This is a genomic window from Sphingobacterium sp. Ag1 (assembly GCF_000988325.1).
Classification (GTDB): Bacteria; Bacteroidota; Bacteroidia; order Sphingobacteriales; family Sphingobacteriaceae; genus Sphingobacterium.
Map to the genome: position 1 here is coordinate 169,480 of NZ_LBGU01000040.1, position 15,767 is coordinate 185,246.

Below are 15,767 nucleotides of genomic sequence, written 5' to 3' on the forward strand. Positions count from 1 at the left end.
TCTATTTGATGTATATGTAATTATTTTCCATGGTATATTTCATCGGATGCACCTTTGCGATGAGATCGAGCACTTCTTTGAGATTTTTGTCGCGTCGCACACGACCGAATAGTTGTACTTGGGCCACACTGGCATCTACGCGGATCTCTATGCCATACCAGGCACTCAACTTCCGCGACAACTGCTCTACATTGACCTCATTCAAATCAAAATACCCCTCCTTCCAGTCGATGTAACGTTCAATATCTTTTACTTCAGTAATCTTTTTGCCATTGTAAACCTGATTTGGCCGGATGCGCACAGTGAATTTCTCTTCGCGCGCTTGCGCCAGACTTGATCCCCGATCAGAAAAAGCCACTGCCCCCTCAAGCAAAGCTGTTTCATTGTTGGTCGTAAAATTGGCATTGAATTTCGTTCCCAGCACCTGAATGGTCTGTTGGTCACCACGTACAAAAAATGGTACCCGTTTATGATTCCGCTCCTGCTTGGCCACCTCAAAGTAACCTTCGCCCCGGAGGGCCACTTCGCGGATATTGCCTTCAAAATAGATCGGATAACGTAGTTCACTATTGGTATTCAGCCAAACTTTCGTCCCATCGGCCAACTGTACATGGGCTGTACCACCGGTCTTTGTACGAATGGTATTGTAGATCACTTTTGAAGTATTGCCCGCATCAGTAAGGTAGGTAATCTGATCGTCTGCAGTCCGCACAATACGGTAACCCATGGCCTGCAAAGTGTCGTTACGCTTGAGTTTATCCAAGTCAAACTCTTCGTTGTTTTCCAATACGACGATGGCATTTGATTTCAACGGGGCTTTGATTTCCTGAATGCTGGCAAATAAAATCCGATCGGACTGTTTCTGCCAAAATAAATACAGCATCGTTGTCAATAAGACCAGTATACTCGCTGCAGCGATCCACGGCCATGTCGCTTGTTTTTTAGGCTTTTTCATGAAAGGCATCTTTTCATCCAGCCTTTCCAATAAGCTTAGCATCCGAGCATCTTCGGGTTCCGGAAACTTATCAAGTTGGTCCAACCAACGTTCAACCACAGCCATCTCCTCTGGGGAGCATTGCCCAGCCTGATACCTTGCAAATAGTGAATCGTCAATCTTCATAGTCATAATTGTTAGTCCAGCCCTAATGGTGCTATACTAAGGTAAACGGCGCTACTGGACGATTGTCCCTTAGAAAAATAAAAAAAGTAAAAACGATGAAAAGTTGGACCTGATGATTTTTAAAGTAGATGAATATTGATTGCGCACGGTCTTCTCCGAAAGGCCCAATAAGGTCGCTATTTCGGGGTTGGAATAGCCCTGTAGCCGTAATTTTAAAATGGCCTGATATTGTGGCCCGTAGCGATGGAGCACCGCAAATATAGAATCGCTAAAAGACTGCGTACGGATAGATTCATCGGCCTCTTCAAAAGCAAATTCATTCCCATAAGACTTTAAATCCTCGAGATAGCCCTGGGCATTCGTTTCCTTGGCGAAATAATCGATGATACGCCGCCGTAGGGCTGTAAAAAGATAAGCTTTGAAATCGTCCTGATAATCGATGGTATACCTGTTGTTCCAGGTACGGATAAAAACATCCTGAACAAGATCCTCACCCACATCTTCGCCAACTCTCTTGATCGCATAAATGAGTAGAGCAGCCTTATACCGTTCATACAACATATGAAACGCCCCATCCTGGTTCTTAGCAACCAAAAGAAGCAGTTCCTCGTCACTCAAACTTTCCAACTTAGGCATGATGTATTGATTTGGACAAATATAGTTATTACTATAAATATCTTACGTAATTATTATTTTTCTAAAAACTCCACATTTTCATCACATCTAAATCCTAAAATGTGATTAATACTGTGCAAAAATAATAAAATTCCAATAAAGACTACTAAACAAGTATACTTTTAACTGCGTTACGTGCTACCCAAATTATTCAAAAAAAATAAAGCATCTCGATTGTGTTCGAGATGCTTTACCTTATCCGTATGAAAAGAAAGTCCAAAAGACCTATTTAAGGAATTCAATTACGATTTTTTATGACAGGATCGATCCAGTAGTAGTCGTGGTCGGTATGGGAAAAGAACTCCATGGGGGTGACATGACAATCAATCGTATCATTGAGCCCTTCGTCGGTATAACTGACTACCTCTTCGGAGGGAAGTACCATGCCACTCATGATGGAGCCATAGTCCAGGCAATGGAGATCCGACATCAGCACATTGACACGATTTGATACGACCCATTGTTCCATTTCTTCCTTACTGACACGTTTTACACGATCGGCCAAAAAACGGGCTTCCTCCAGCTCTTTTTCAACGCTATCCGGAAAAAATAGCAGCAAAAATGCCTCATACTTTTCAACGTCTTTATTTCGAATTGCTTCATTCCGTAGAAACAGCTTCTCGCCCATCTGTCCATACTGGTCCGCATATTTTTTCAGTTCCATCTGCGCAAGCTCCTGATCCGACCATTTTTGCAGCTCGGATAAGGCATACACCTCCGTACCTTGTCCGTCACAGCGGTTGAGGTATTCCCAGATATCGCCCTGCACGACTTTAGGTTTCTTCTGCTCCAGTACATTGTAGCCTTGGGCTATCCATGCGTCTATTTGTTCCCTTCTCATGTTCTGCTATTCTTTTAAAAAGAAACAATAGCGCAACTGCAATGGTTTGCTTTTTTCTATTTGAGATTCCGCGCTTTCAACTCCGCATCAACAGCCTTTTCATTTTTACCAAAATATTTATAGGCTAGGACCGCCAGAATCAGGGGAAAAATTGTCGGCCAGGTTATGCCTGCGACGAATACACTGTAGGCGGCTATCCCTAAACAAAAGCCAATGATCGATGCATTGATGATTTTCGTGGGTTTGGCTTTCTTCTTAAGAACCAACAACTCTTCATTACTGAGTTCATTTAATTTCTTTTCTTCCATCAGGTCTGTACTTTTATAGGTTAGTTACTTTGTATGTTGATGCGAATATAATTATTTAAACGGATAGGAAGAAAATGAAAAATAATAGCCGTTAAATTTAATATTTAGGTGTTAAAAATCAGGATCGAAGAGTGACCAAATTACTATCTCTTTGAGCATTTTCTCAGTGCTTGTTCAGTGATTGTTCAGTGCTTGTTCAGTGCTTACTCAGTGTAAACTGAATAAGCAGTGACTTATCACTGTCTAAAAATTGGTTGAATATTGTGGTTAGGTATAATTTGGTATAAAGAACAAACCTGCTCTTTTCTCCGCCATCCATCGGGTAGATCGTTTAGGTTTGGTGTCTCAAAAAAGATATTAATGGCAAAAAATGTTGGGAACCAACAAAAAGGCCGGATGAAAATGGAACAGCCGACCTTTTAACTAAGTTACTCCTTACATGGATACCTATAGGACAACAGCCGCAGGCAGATGGTTTGTTTTCTTTTTAAATCCGTCCAATTTTCATGTAAACCTTGTCAGTCCAAATGCAAAAATTTCAGCTTACCTGAAAAAATTTCAGATTTTTCACAACGGTATTTTTTTTGCGGTACCTATAATACAGTCGACCGACTGACAAATTTTAATAAATTGTGTTCACTTCATTAAAAGGAGGTTATCATGAAATTAGCAAAAAGAAACTGGAACAATTTTTCAATGTTTTCGCCCATGTTTGATGATTTTAACCGTGAACTTTTAAACTGGGGCAACAAAAATTACTCGCCAACAAGCACCACGGTCCCGGCAGTTAATATCAAGGAGAATGCCGATGCATTTGAAGTTGAAGTTGCAGCGCCCGGGATGTCCAAAGCGGATTTCAAAATTACCCTTGATGGCAATCTGCTCTCCATCTCTTCAGCAAAAGAAGAACAGCATGAAGAAACCAAAGACAATTATACGCGTCGGGAATTCAGCTATCAATCTTTTCGGCGGAGCTTCGAACTGCAGAGAGATGTCGTAGATCAGGATAATATCGTGGCCCATTATGACAATGGGATACTTAAATTGACTATTCCCAAAAAAGAGGAAGCCAAACAAAAGGAAGCTCGAACGATCTTCATATCCTAAGTCCTATAATACTACACTCGTATGCAGTTGGTCTCCGTTCGGGAGACCAACTCATTTGTTTTATAAACTTATCCCGTCATGAAAAGATCGAATTATTATACGATAGAGGTGCATATCCCCTATAAGGATAGTTACATCGTACTTGCAACCTTTGACCTTGGAACCTGTCCAAAGATTGTCAACGAGTTATTCAGCGAACTGCTCGGTTCGACTGATCATTCAGCAAACAGATTGCTGCGCATCGACTTGCTGCTTCATGCGGAGGCCGAGATTAAAATCCCGCTCCGGACCATTAACTGTACCCTGGATGAACTCGCAGACAACACCAGGTCAATTATCAAAAAGGCCTTTCGGACGTTGAATCTGGAATAAGGCCATAGACTTGGCACCAGACTGCCTAACACTGGGCTGTTTTTTCGGCAACACAGATTCAAACATCTTTTTTACAATAAATTTTCAGGTAGATCTTGATTTTTTTCAAACCGATTTTTAATTTGGAAGCGATTTTTTTTAAAAGGGTTCCTAGGAGCCCGAACAAGCATTTTTTGAAAGCTAATATTCTATTTAAACATAAATTTTAGTTATTGGATCATGTTAACAGATTTACTAATTACAAGCCCGCGCCTACAAGTATCTATCAGGCCTTTTATCGCCGCACTCATCGTGCTCGCCAACAGCTTTTATCTCTCAGCACAAACAGCAGCTCCCGGCAGATCGAGCTTCGAAGCCAGGTTGCTCAATATCGAAGCACCCAGCAATGAACCTTTTCGCTACAGCACAACCCTCACCAACGCAAGTAGTCAGACCCTTATTTACAACCTCAATGCCCAGCTACCACAAGGCTGGCAGATCAGCTACCGCGTGGATGGATCGCTGGTCACCTCCATTCAGATGCAGCCGGGTAAAGTACAGGAAATCGCCATCGAAATCAGCTGCCCCATTACTGCAAAGCCCGATAAATATAAAATACCTGTCAAAGCCACCTCGCCAACAGACAATTTCCAATTGGAACTGGAAGCTGTTGTAAAAGGGTCCTACGCCCTTGAAATGACCACGCCCACAGGCAGACTCAGTGATGAAGTTGTATCGGGCAACAGCAAGGAAATCGTGCTGCAGCTAAAAAATACAGGTAGTTTGCCGCTCAATACATTGGAGCTTGGATCGCAATTACCTACCCGCTGGGAAGCCACATTCACACCATCGACCATCAAGCAGCTCGAGGCGGGAAAATCGGCTGATGTCAAGGTAAGTCTCAAAGTTCCGGATAAAACCATCGCTGGGGACTATGCCGCTAAGTTCGAGGTGAAGTCCGCCAACAGCAATACAGATCTTTCGTTTCGCATCATTGTTAAGACCTCCCTGCTTTCCGGCTGGATTGGCCTATTGGTGATCCTCCTGGCAATCGGATTGGTTTATTACCTCATCCGCAAATATGGAAGAAGATAAATCCTGATCTGAAAATCCAAAAGACTCTCAACATGAAGGATCCTATTATTCAGCTATCTAGCTTGACAAAGAGCTATGGCGAGACGAAAGCAGTGGACACGTTGAACCTGAGCATTTACCCTGGCGAAATATTCGGTCTTTTGGGGCCAAACGGAGCTGGTAAAACAACCAGCATCCTCATGATGCTCGGGCTGACCGAGCCGAGCTCGGGTACAGCATACGTCTGTGGACATGATGCCACACGGAATCCGATCGCCGTCAAAAGAAAGGTAGGCTATTTGCCCGACAATGTCGGTTTCTACCCCGAAATGACCGCATTGGAGAATCTGGGTCTCATAGCCGAACTCAATGGACAGCCCAAGCCCCAGGCCCGCAGGAAAGCACAGGAGATGCTCCAAACCGTCGGATTGGAGAAAGAAATGCAAAAAAAAACAGCGGCCTTCTCGCGGGGGATGAAACAAAGGCTCGGCCTCGCTGAAGTGCTCATCAAAACACCTGAAGTTGCCATTCTGGATGAGCCTACACTCGGCATCGACCCTAAGGGCGTGGACGAATTCCTGGAACTGATCAAACGCCTCAGCAAGGAACAGAACCTCACCGTATTGCTATCCTCGCACCACCTCCATCAGGTGCAGCGTGTCTGCGATAGGGTAGGCATTTTTGTAGGCGGCAAACTGCTCGTCGAAGGTTCTATCGATAATCTTGCCCACGAGCTCCAGCAAAAGGAAGGCGTAACCACAGTCATTGTCCTTGAAAATAATAGCGGCAACAGCAAACGCTTTGAGGGGCCACTCAAAGAACTTCCGGGACTGCGGGCACTTTCCCAATATGGACACAGCATCGAATTAAAGACTGAGCAAGACGCAACAGCCGAGGCTGTCCGCATCCTGGTGCAGCATGGCGCGGACATTGTTTCCGTGCAGCGCAGTGACTATGCCCTTGACCACATTTATAATATGTATTTCGAAAACAGTAAACGATAAAAATGATGAATGTATTGATCAATAAGGAGGTTGCCACGCATATTCGTAGCTGGCGCTTTATCGTGCTGATCCTGCTGATTGTACTGACTTTTGGCGCATCTCTGTATGTTTCATCGTCAGGGCTGAAAGAAGCGGTCGGCAATATGAAAGATCCTGACCAGTCCTTTCTGTACCTTAAGCTACTGACCACGACAGATAACTCTATCCCTCCATTCCATGTGTTTCTGAATTTTTTGGCTCCCCTTTTAGGTATAGCTCTTGGCTTTGATGCCGTAAATGCAGAATATAATGCGGGCACTTTAACACGACTGATGGCCCAACCCATCTATCGGGACAGTCTATTGATTGCAAAGTTTCTCGCGCCGCTGATGGTGGTCGGCACTCTTTTTGTCGCATTGGTGCTGCTCATGATCGGAGGCGGATTGCTTGGTACGGGCGTACGGATAGAACCTCAGGAACTTTTACGCATCCTGGGGTTCACCTTCATCAGCGTGCTATACGTTGCCTTTTGGTTAAGCCTTTCAATATTGCTTTCCATTCGGTTTAGGCAACCCGCGACTTCGGCTTTGACCGCGATCGGCATCTGGTTATTTTTTACGGTGTTTTTCCCGATTCTCGTCAATCTGGCCATCCGGCCATTTTTGCCCAATCCCAATTACATTTCAGAACAGGAATATTTGCATTACAATGAGCTTATTCTCAATCTACTCCGCCTATCACCCAGTCAGCTTTATACCGACGCTACCACAACCTTGTTAATGCCTTCAGTGCGCAGCCTTGGTCCTATTGCTATGGAACAGATGGTCGGCGCCATACCGGCACCACTTTCTTTTCGGGAGAGTTTTCTGATGGTATGGCCGCAGATCAGTGGCCTTACCGCAGCCATGATGGTATGCTTTGCCTGGTCTTATTTCATCTTTATGCGCAGGGAAATTCGCAGTTAGGTGCATACATCATCAAAAAAACAGGTTTAAAAGCTGTAACCCGCACTGATCAAGCATTTATCTCCACGGGATTACAAACAACGAAGGTTGCTCCGAATAGATTCGAGCAACCTTTATGTGTTATAGGGATAAAAATAGGAACTTTTATCACCGATTATCCTTTTTCGGTGCTTTTCAATGCCCATGCTACCAGCAACGGCTGGAAGAACAAGCGCGCAAGCCGTTTTCCGTCGCTATCCAATCCAAAGCCATCGCGGCGGTCTTTGTATTGTGCAATATTTCCTGGAAACACAGCCGTAAAAAATGCTGCAGCGATTTTTCCAACCTTGGAACGCTGCTTGGCCGGCGCCAAAATCAGTGCAGCACCCAAGGCGATTTCAGCAAAGCCCGAATACACAACGGTATCATCTTTAGAGATGTGGACCCAATCTGGCACCTGTGCCTGAAATTCCCTTCGGGCAAAAGTCAAATGGCCAATACCCGCGACGACCAAAAAGGCTCCTAAGCCCACTCGTGCAATATGTTGCATAGGCGATTTATCCATAGTCTTTTATGAAGAGTACATTCATGTCGAGGAAATTGTTTGTTCGGGCAGCAAAAAGAATCCAAAAAAAGCGGCCTACCGCGTAAGTGCGAGGCCGCTTTTTCAGATAGACATAGGGTACGCCCCTTATTTCGGGCGCCGCCTATAGACCGAATCGATGTCAACAGCTGAACAGCCGCCGGCACTCAATCGTTTTCGAAGAAATAAATAAGTGAAGACCTTCTGTCCTTCCAAAAGCTAAGCATATTTCCCTATATTTATACCGCGCTCCTGGAGCTTGTTATGTCGATTTCTTAATGTGATTAAACCGGTTGAAAAACTTGCAGATAGCTTTACCTTACAATATCGAATCTCTTTTTCAGCAATATTACCGACAGCTTTGTCTTTTTGCAAACCATATTCTTCGCGATGAAGCCAAAGCCGAGGATGTTGTGCAGAGTTTTTTTGCCGGGCTTTGCGAAGGGCGCAATACCTTGCCCGAAGAGGAGAATGCTCGTAAAAGCTATCTCTTCATTGCCGTCCGTAACAATTGTCTCAAGCAGATCCGCAGCCAAAAAACAAAGAATAAATATGCCGACCAGCTCGACAAGAACATGATCGAAGAGCAGACCATCATGGATGCCATGATACAGGCCGAAGTCATCAACCAACTGATGGAGGCCATCAATAAGCTCCCCCAAGGATGCAGGCAGGTATTGCAGCTCGCTGTTTTCGAAAAACTTACCAACGATGAAATTGCCAACAATCTGTCCATTTCCATCAATACCGTAAAAAGCCAAAAAAAAAGAGCCATCCAGCTTCTCCGAACACGCTTGGATGCACGTCTGTTGATGCTTCTGTTAATTTTACTTACTGAATAACAAAATCTTACATTTTTTTCATTTTTCCTTCCATCCTTTTCCATTTCTTGTGGCTCTTCTCTTTATACAGCCAATTGAATATGATGAAGGACGACCAATATGTACTTGTCGATTTCTTAGTAAAACAGTTCAGCGGGACGCTGAGCGAGATCGATAAGCAAGCCCTACAACAGATCTTTGATGAGGATCCAAGTTTGCGTCATCAGTGGGAGCGATATACCAGTCAGGGTATCAGTTCTAGCGATGTACAGCTCTGGAATAAACTGGATTTGGATCAGGCGCGGGCCAATATCCTGGCCAGACAATCCAGTAGCCCTACCCCAAGATACGCTGTCCGGAATATGCCGAAAATCGGTATTTATACAGGTTTAGCCGCCAGCCTTCTTATTTTTATTAGCATAACCTTCTTTCTTCGAACGGCAAGCCAAGACAGGCAACTTGTGCCCGATCAAGTATACCATTATAAAAATGACGTTTTACCCGGTGGACAAAAGGCCACACTCACCCTGTCCGACGGTAGAATTGTCGCTCTCTCGGAAAAACAATCAACCGTTAAAGAAAAGAACGGCGAGGAGCTTCACATCAGCGATGGACAGCTGCGCTATCGTCCCAGTAGTGACCAGCCCGAACTTGCCGATTTAAAAAATACATTGAAAGTACCTGAATCGGGATTCTACCGTATGGTATTACCCGATGGAACTAAAGTATGGATCAATTCGGCTTCTGAGCTGAGCTATCCCTTAGCTTTTGGTAAATCGACGCGCCGGGTAGAATTGCATGGCGAGGCCTATTTTGAAGTGGCTCACGAAAAAGATAGACCTTTCATCGTCAGCACCATACATGGCGATATTAAAGTACTGGGAACCGCCTTTAATTTGACAGCCTACAGCAATACAGCATCCAATGTCACATTGGTTAATGGCAGCATACAACTGACCGATAAAAATCAGCACAGCAGACAGGTTGTACCAGGACAGAAAGTTGAATTCGATGGCAGCAACATGCGCGTCGCCAAGGCAAATATTGAAAAGGAAACCGCCTGGCAACATGGCTATTTTTATTTCGAACATGACCGGATTCAGGATATCATGGAACAGCTGTCACGCTGGTATGATCTTAAAGTCATCTATCAAGGAGAAATCACCAAGAAAAGATTTGGCGGTAGCATGAGCCGTAGTGTAAGTCTGGCCGAAGCACTGGAATTGATAAAACGCGGGGCCGGCCTTGAATTTGAAATCGACAGAAAAACCGTCCTAGTAAAAAGTAGGAACTAAGACGATAACCCAATTTTTAAAAACCAAAGGAGAACTCACTATGATGTAAAGATTTACCTGACCAACTACGAATCCCGCTGTTCTTTTCAGAGGGCTTTAATAACATCTGTACCAGAAAAATCAAAACTAAAAAAACCAACCCTATTACTGAAAATATGAATTACTTTATCAAATGTAAAGATTACCTATTCGGGAACCGAATGGACGAGCCCAGCTTTGCCCCACTCCTTTCAAAAAAGGTGAAAGCAACCTTGTTTCTAGGTTTACTATTTACCTATGGTGTCTATGGTAAAACCGAAGCCCAGCAGGTCACCTTACATATCAATAAGGGCAACTTAAAATCGGTCTTTACTGAAATTAAAAAACAGACCGGCTATCATTTCTTTTATGATGAGAGCCTCTTTAATGATCTCAAGCAGGTGAATGTCAACGTTGACAACCAAAAGTTGGAAAGCGTACTCAAAGAACTTTCAAACGAACTGCCCCTGCAGTTTGAACTGCATAAAAATCATATCATCGTCTTGCCGGGCACTCCGAAAGCCCCCCTGCAGCCCAAGCTACAACAGTATACGGTAAAAGGGCAATTGGTCTCCAAAAAAGACGGTAAACCCATCGAAAACGCAACGGTCAGCATCAACGGCAGCAACAGTCGAACCTCTTCCGATAGCAAAGGAAACTTTTCACTACAAACAGTCCAAGCCGAGGGTACGCTGAGCATTTCGCACCTTTCTTTTAAACCACAGACCTTGAGGTTTAACAGTGCGACAGCTGGTGCTTTGACAATAACCTTAGAAGAGAACGACAGTGCATTGGAGGAAGTTGTTGTTGTCGGATTCGGTACACAAAAGAAAGTCAATTTAACAGGAGCCATTTCACATGTTGGCAAAGAGGCCTTTGAGAATCGGCCGGTTGCCAATATCGGACAGGCCTTGCAAGGCCTGGTGCCCAATCTGAATATCACCTTCGGAAATGGTTCGCCAAACAGTACTCCGGGTTTTAACCTACGGGGTGGTACATCCATGAGTTACAATAGCAATACAGGTGTATTCGAATCCGTCAATGGTGATCCTTTGGTGATCATAGATGGAGTAGAAAGCTCTACCGGTGCCCTGAACCAGCTCAACCCGAATGACATCATGGATATGTCTTTTGTCAAAGATGCCTCCGCGGCAGCCATCTATGGTACAAAAGCAGCTTATGGTGTCATCTTGGTCCGTACTAAACGTGGTGAATTCAATCAAAAAGGCAAGATCGCCTATAACTTCGACTCCAACTTTGATACGCCATCTGGCCTGCCTGACATTTTAAACGCCTATGAGATTCAAAAATCGGGCATGGACCGGACTTTGTGGACAAATGGTAAACCTGGCACCGCAGATGAAAAAAAACTGGAGATGATCCAAAAATATATGGACAATCCCACACCCGAAAATGCCTGGTATCAGGAAGGAAACAGCATTATTTGGGTGGCTAACGTTAACCCATTTGAGGAAGCCGTCAAAAAATGGACGCCGATGCAAAAACATACGCTGAACTTGAGCGGTGGTGCCGAGTCTATTAATTACTATATCTCCGGTGGATTACAAAACCAATCGGGCATGTACAAGATCAACACCGATAAGTTGAAACGCTACAATGCGTTGATGAACATTAATGCCAAAGTAAATAGCTGGTTCAGCGTTTTTGGCAAAATAGGTTTTGACCAGACAAATTTCAATAGTCCATATATCGTCGGCGGTAAGGGAAGCATCTGGTCCGCCATGATGGGTGAGACAAACAAAAACATCAATATGCCTATCCAAACGGGGCCAAATGACCCATTGCCCAATACCTATACCGACAACATCCTTGCCTGGTTAAGTTATGGTGCAAACAACCAGTCGATGGATAGAAGAGTATCCTTGTTGATCTCCCCCGAATTCACCTTGATTCCGAATGCACTGAAATTAAAGGCCGACCTCAGTTATCAGCCCCAGTCTTATAGCTTGAGCCGATACAGCCCCAAATTCAACCAGGTCGTGGATTCTTGGCAATATACATCGCAGCAAGCCGAGGCGGCAGAAAACCGGGCCTATTTTGACAATAATAACACCAATAAATACCTGGTCAACATCTATGCAGATTATAAGAAGACCTGGGCCGAGACACACAATTTCTCCACCGTAGTGGGTTACAATCAGGAACAGACAAAATTTAATCAGATTACCAATACATTCCGCAAACTGATCTCGCCCGATATACAGAACCCGGATGCAGCTGAGGATCCTTCTTTACATACGGTATCCAGAAATGCATACACCCTGGCTGGACGTGCCGTATTTGGCCGTGTGAACTACAACTTTGCTGAGAAGTATTTCTTTGAGAGTAACCTACGTTATGATGGAAGTGCCAAATTTACGGAGAAAGACCGATTTGTCACCTTCCCATCCTTCTCTGCCGGCTGGCGCATATCGCAGGAGGATTTTATGGCCGGAACGAAGAACTGGCTCAACGAACTTAAACTGCGCGGAAGCTGGGGGAAATTAGGAAATCAGCCTTCATCCATCTATCCCTATCAGGCAACAACGAATACCGGCAAGGCTCCTTACTTAATCAACGGGCAGCAAATAGTCTATATTGACCCTCCAGGACTCGTTTCCCCATACCTCACATTTGAGAAAGCCAGAACCTGGAACGTCGGATTTGATGGAACATTTCTCAAAAACAGGCTCGATGTAACATTTGAATATTACAACAGAAAGACCACCGACATCCTTACCGATGGCAGTGCGTCATTTCCGACGACATTGGGAACAGCCGCACCGCTGGAAAACTCGGGCATTCTGGAAACAAAAGGATTCGAACTTTCTTTCCTCTGGAAACAGACCATCAATCCCGATCTACGGTACCGTGTAGGCCTCAATCTATCCGACTATCTCACCAAAGTACAGCATTATGCCGCGAATACCAGCATGATGATTACCAATTCTTCGGGCCGGGAAGTCATGTATGATGGCAAAACAATTGGCGAAATATGGGGCTACCGCACGGGGGGCATCCTCCAAGAAAGTGATTTTGCCGGACGAAACCAAAGCAATGGCAACTGGATCTACAACGGAGCCTACCAGGGCACACTATATCCAGGTTATATCTGGTACCAGGACCTTGGCGGGCCGGAGGGAATTCCTGATGGAAAGATAGATGCCGGACTGAACACCTTGGCAAATCCAGGCGACCGTGTCGTTATTGGAAATTCTACACCACGTTATCGATTTGGTATCACTGGAAATGTCCAATATAAACATTTCGATCTCGACTTTTTGTTCCAAGGTGTACTGAAACGTGATATCTGGGCCGGATTATCTTCTTACTGGGGCGGTGGCGCAGGTTCAAAATGGATGTACGAAAGATCCTGGACACCAGATCGTACAGATGCCGAGTTTCCGATGTATGGTTCTTCGGTCAATGTACAGGACAGATACCTGATCAATGGGGCCTACCTAAGACTCAAACAGGCCGTATTGGGCTATACCCTACCGCAAGAGATGACCAAACGAATTGGTATCGAGCGGTTACGTTTCACTTTGGCCGGTTATAACCTTTTTGAAATCACAAAAATACCAACAATTTTTGATGTCGATCAGATATCTGCCGACTATCCACAAAAAAGATCCATTGCTTTTGGAGCTCAAATTGTCTTTTAACCCATACTACTATGAAAAAAAATATATTCAGATTAATCGTCCTTGCTGCAGCATCGTCCCTGGTGCTGCTACAGTCCTGTAACGATAAATTTTTACAGCTAAGTCCCGAAACTGAACTATCGAACGACAACTCCTTACATACCGAAACAGAGCTGACATTATACCTCAATAATCTCTATAACCGCTATATTCTAGGACATGGTTCTGGCTGGGCCGATGCCAAAGTCAACCCCAATGTGGTTGGTGGCAGCCATTTGTTGGCATCCGACTTTATGACTGACAATATGGTCCGCTACGGCAACATTAGTAGTATGATGGACAACACCTTTATTCCGCCCAATGCAGGTGGTTCAGTGGACTGGACATGGGAAAACCTACGCTCCGTCAATTATTTCATCAAAAACTACCGCAATGCATTGCCGGCGGTGAATAATGATGCCATGCGATTGAACAAATATATCGGTGAAGCCTATTTCTTTAAGTCGATGGATTATTACCGCAAATTAATGCTGTTTGGCGATGTGCCCTGGCTTTCGAGCGACCTCAACATCAACAGCGAGGAATTATACAAACCACGCGATAAACGAACGGTGGTTGCCGACTCGTTAATGAAGACCATCGATCTGGCTGTTGCTGGTCTAGAAGGTATTACTGGCCGTCCAGACGGCCGTATCAATCAGGATATGGCGCTATTTTTAAAAGCACGAATAGGCCTGTTCGAAGGTTCCTTCCGCACCTATCACAACGAGCTATCCTTACAAGGCACTGCGAAGCCCTTTTTAGAAGCAGCTGTGGATGCCTGTGAAAAAATCATTGCTTCCGGAAGATACCAGTTGTATGCTACGGGTGAAACACCATACTGGAAACTATTTACCTTTAAAAAAGATCCAAATTCCGATGGCAATAAAGAGGCTATCCTGGCACGCGTTTATGATGGCACGGTCGTAGGTCATGCCACTCAGCGCTATTGGGATCAAAACAACAGTATTTCTGGCGGACGACCAGCTGGCGGTGCAACACGAGGCCTAATCGATGAATATCTGTGTATTGACGGTAAACCGATCTATACAGCAGGATCCGCAGGAAACTATACGCCCAATCCACTTTTCAAGGGATACGATGGACTATGGTCCGAGCTGGAAAACCGCGACCCACGGTTGAAACAGACCATTAATTATCCCGGTGAAAATCGCTCCTTGTTTAATCGAACAGATGGGACGACCAGCCTCGAAAAAAATGGCATCACCTATCCTCGGCTATCTTACAATGTCAGTGGTGGTACCACCGTAACTGGTTACTTACCTATTAAGCACTGGATGGGTGACCGTACCGAGAATGAAGCCACGACAAACGGACAACAAACGGCTATTGAATTCCGATATGGAGAGGTATTGCTGATGTTAGCAGAAGCAAAAGCCATTTTAGGTACTTTAACGCAGAATGACCTAGATAGAACAATCAATCTGTTACGCCAACGCGCGGGATTTGACTTTGCGAAATATCCGAGCAGCAAACTCGAGCTTGGCAACCTTCCTGCTGATCCTAGGCTTGATGAGATCTATGCTGCAAAACTTGATTATGCCGTTAGCCCCATCATCCGTGAAATCAGACGCGAACGCCGTATTGAAATGGTGTTAGAAGACCGTCGTTACGAAGATTTGATGCGCTGGAAAGCGGGAAACCTGATGACAGTGCCCTTACGCGGCATGAAATTTACAGCTGAAAAAGGAAAATTGTACGATGGGACACATACCGCCAAACCTATTATCGCCCTAAAAGAAGAAGTCAATAAAGACATCTTTTTGGATAATAACGGGTTTATCATCGCTTATCCACGGAGTGCCAACATTACAAATGGTGTCGCCTTATGGGCCGACTACCGATACTATTGGCCGTTACCTTTATATGATCTCACGTTGGACGGTAATCAGCTGGTTCAGAATCCAGGATGGCTGGGCGCAAAATAATATGAATAAAAAAGA

General features: G+C 44.6%; 14 protein-coding genes. 9 read left to right on the forward strand and 5 right to left on the reverse strand.

Translation table 11 applies throughout. From position 1 onward, the window contains the following. Window position 1: 1 nt before the first annotated feature. The 4 genes from AAW12_RS25535 to AAW12_RS14265 all read right to left on the reverse strand — a co-directional run bounded on the left by AAW12_RS25535 (window position 2) and on the right by AAW12_RS14265 (window position 2,944). Window positions 2-1,120 (reverse strand): FecR family protein, encoded by a 1,119-nt coding sequence (locus AAW12_RS25535; protein ID WP_197084043.1) that lies wholly within the window; start codon window positions 1,118-1,120, stop codon window positions 2-4. Between the two features lie 69 nt (window positions 1,121-1,189). Further along, window positions 1,190-1,756: a sigma-70 family RNA polymerase sigma factor gene (locus AAW12_RS14255; RefSeq protein WP_046674297.1), complete on the reverse strand. Its 567-nt coding sequence runs from the start codon at window positions 1,754-1,756 to the stop codon at window positions 1,190-1,192. A gap of 277 nt (window positions 1,757-2,033) precedes the next feature. Continuing rightward, on the reverse strand, window positions 2,034-2,636 hold the full coding sequence (locus AAW12_RS14260; RefSeq protein WP_046674298.1) for a hypothetical protein: 603 nt from the start codon (window positions 2,634-2,636) through the stop codon (window positions 2,034-2,036). 56 nt (window positions 2,637-2,692) lie between these two features. After that, window positions 2,693-2,944, reverse strand: a complete 252-nt coding sequence (locus tag AAW12_RS14265) for a hypothetical protein (RefSeq protein ID WP_046674299.1) — start codon at window positions 2,942-2,944, stop codon at window positions 2,693-2,695. 660 nt (window positions 2,945-3,604) lie between these two features. Here AAW12_RS14265 and AAW12_RS14270 point away from each other — a divergent pair. The 5 genes from AAW12_RS14270 (at window position 3,605) to AAW12_RS14290 (ending at window position 7,424) form a co-directional block, all read left to right on the forward strand. Further along, window positions 3,605-4,051, forward strand: a complete 447-nt coding sequence (locus AAW12_RS14270; protein WP_046674300.1) for an Hsp20/alpha crystallin family protein — start codon at window positions 3,605-3,607, stop codon at window positions 4,049-4,051. 78 nt (window positions 4,052-4,129) lie between these two features. Next, window positions 4,130-4,423: a hypothetical protein gene (locus AAW12_RS14275; protein ID WP_046674301.1), complete on the forward strand. Its 294-nt coding sequence runs from the start codon at window positions 4,130-4,132 to the stop codon at window positions 4,421-4,423. A 291-nt stretch (window positions 4,424-4,714) separates the two neighbouring features. Beyond that, window positions 4,715-5,497 carry an NEW3 domain-containing protein gene (locus AAW12_RS14280; protein WP_197084044.1) on the forward strand — a complete coding sequence of 261 codons (783 nt, stop codon included), beginning with the start codon at window positions 4,715-4,717 and terminating at the stop codon, window positions 5,495-5,497. A 32-nt stretch (window positions 5,498-5,529) separates the two neighbouring features. After that, window positions 5,530-6,480, forward strand: a complete 951-nt coding sequence (locus AAW12_RS14285; RefSeq protein WP_046674302.1) for an ABC transporter ATP-binding protein — start codon at window positions 5,530-5,532, stop codon at window positions 6,478-6,480. 5 nt (window positions 6,481-6,485) lie between these two features. Beyond that, window positions 6,486-7,424: an ABC transporter permease gene (locus AAW12_RS14290; protein WP_046674398.1), complete on the forward strand. Its 939-nt coding sequence runs from the start codon at window positions 6,486-6,488 to the stop codon at window positions 7,422-7,424. Window positions 7,425-7,578: 154 nt separating this feature from the next. Here AAW12_RS14290 and AAW12_RS14295 read toward each other — a convergent pair whose 3' ends face one another. Further along, on the reverse strand, window positions 7,579-7,968 hold the full coding sequence (locus AAW12_RS14295; protein WP_046674303.1) for a membrane protein: 390 nt from the start codon (window positions 7,966-7,968) through the stop codon (window positions 7,579-7,581). A gap of 320 nt (window positions 7,969-8,288) precedes the next feature. Here AAW12_RS14295 and AAW12_RS14300 point away from each other — a divergent pair, with 320 nt between their 5' ends. The 4 genes from AAW12_RS14300 to AAW12_RS14315 all read left to right on the forward strand — a co-directional run bounded on the left by AAW12_RS14300 (window position 8,289) and on the right by AAW12_RS14315 (window position 15,752). Then, a complete protein-coding gene (locus tag AAW12_RS14300) occupies window positions 8,289-8,828 on the forward strand; it encodes an RNA polymerase sigma-70 factor (protein ID WP_197084045.1) in 540 nt (179 codons plus the stop codon). A gap of 80 nt (window positions 8,829-8,908) precedes the next feature. Continuing rightward, window positions 8,909-10,102, forward strand: coding sequence for a FecR family protein (locus tag AAW12_RS14305; RefSeq protein WP_084823189.1), 1,194 nt, complete (start codon window positions 8,909-8,911; stop codon window positions 10,100-10,102). Between the two features lie 155 nt (window positions 10,103-10,257). Further along, window positions 10,258-13,785 carry a TonB-dependent receptor gene (locus AAW12_RS14310; protein WP_084823190.1) on the forward strand — a complete coding sequence of 1,176 codons (3,528 nt, stop codon included), beginning with the start codon at window positions 10,258-10,260 and terminating at the stop codon, window positions 13,783-13,785. 11 nt (window positions 13,786-13,796) lie between these two features. Continuing rightward, entirely contained in the window at window positions 13,797-15,752 is a 1,956-nt protein-coding gene (locus AAW12_RS14315; RefSeq protein WP_046674306.1) for a RagB/SusD family nutrient uptake outer membrane protein, read from the forward strand. Window positions 15,753-15,767 lie beyond the last annotated feature (15 nt).

Coding starts and splice junctions, on each gene's coding strand:
- AAW12_RS25535 (WP_197084043.1), bottom strand. CDS start 1,120: ATGAAGATTGACGATTCACTATTTGCAAGGTATCAGGCTGGGCAATGC.
- AAW12_RS14255 (WP_046674297.1), bottom strand. CDS start 1,756: ATGCCTAAGTTGGAAAGTTTGAGTGACGAGGAACTGCTTCTTTTGGTT.
- AAW12_RS14260 (WP_046674298.1), bottom strand. CDS start 2,636: ATGAGAAGGGAACAAATAGACGCATGGATAGCCCAAGGCTACAATGTA.
- AAW12_RS14265 (WP_046674299.1), bottom strand. CDS start 2,944: ATGGAAGAAAAGAAATTAAATGAACTCAGTAATGAAGAGTTGTTGGTT.
- AAW12_RS14270 (WP_046674300.1), top strand. CDS start 3,605: ATGAAATTAGCAAAAAGAAACTGGAACAATTTTTCAATGTTTTCGCCC.
- AAW12_RS14275 (WP_046674301.1), top strand. CDS start 4,130: ATGAAAAGATCGAATTATTATACGATAGAGGTGCATATCCCCTATAAG.
- AAW12_RS14285 (WP_046674302.1), top strand. CDS start 5,530: ATGAAGGATCCTATTATTCAGCTATCTAGCTTGACAAAGAGCTATGGC.
- AAW12_RS14290 (WP_046674398.1), top strand. CDS start 6,486: ATGAATGTATTGATCAATAAGGAGGTTGCCACGCATATTCGTAGCTGG.
- AAW12_RS14295 (WP_046674303.1), bottom strand. CDS start 7,968: ATGGATAAATCGCCTATGCAACATATTGCACGAGTGGGCTTAGGAGCC.
- AAW12_RS14305 (WP_084823189.1), top strand. CDS start 8,909: ATGATGAAGGACGACCAATATGTACTTGTCGATTTCTTAGTAAAACAG.
- AAW12_RS14310 (WP_084823190.1), top strand. CDS start 10,258: ATGAATTACTTTATCAAATGTAAAGATTACCTATTCGGGAACCGAATG.
- AAW12_RS14315 (WP_046674306.1), top strand. CDS start 13,797: ATGAAAAAAAATATATTCAGATTAATCGTCCTTGCTGCAGCATCGTCC.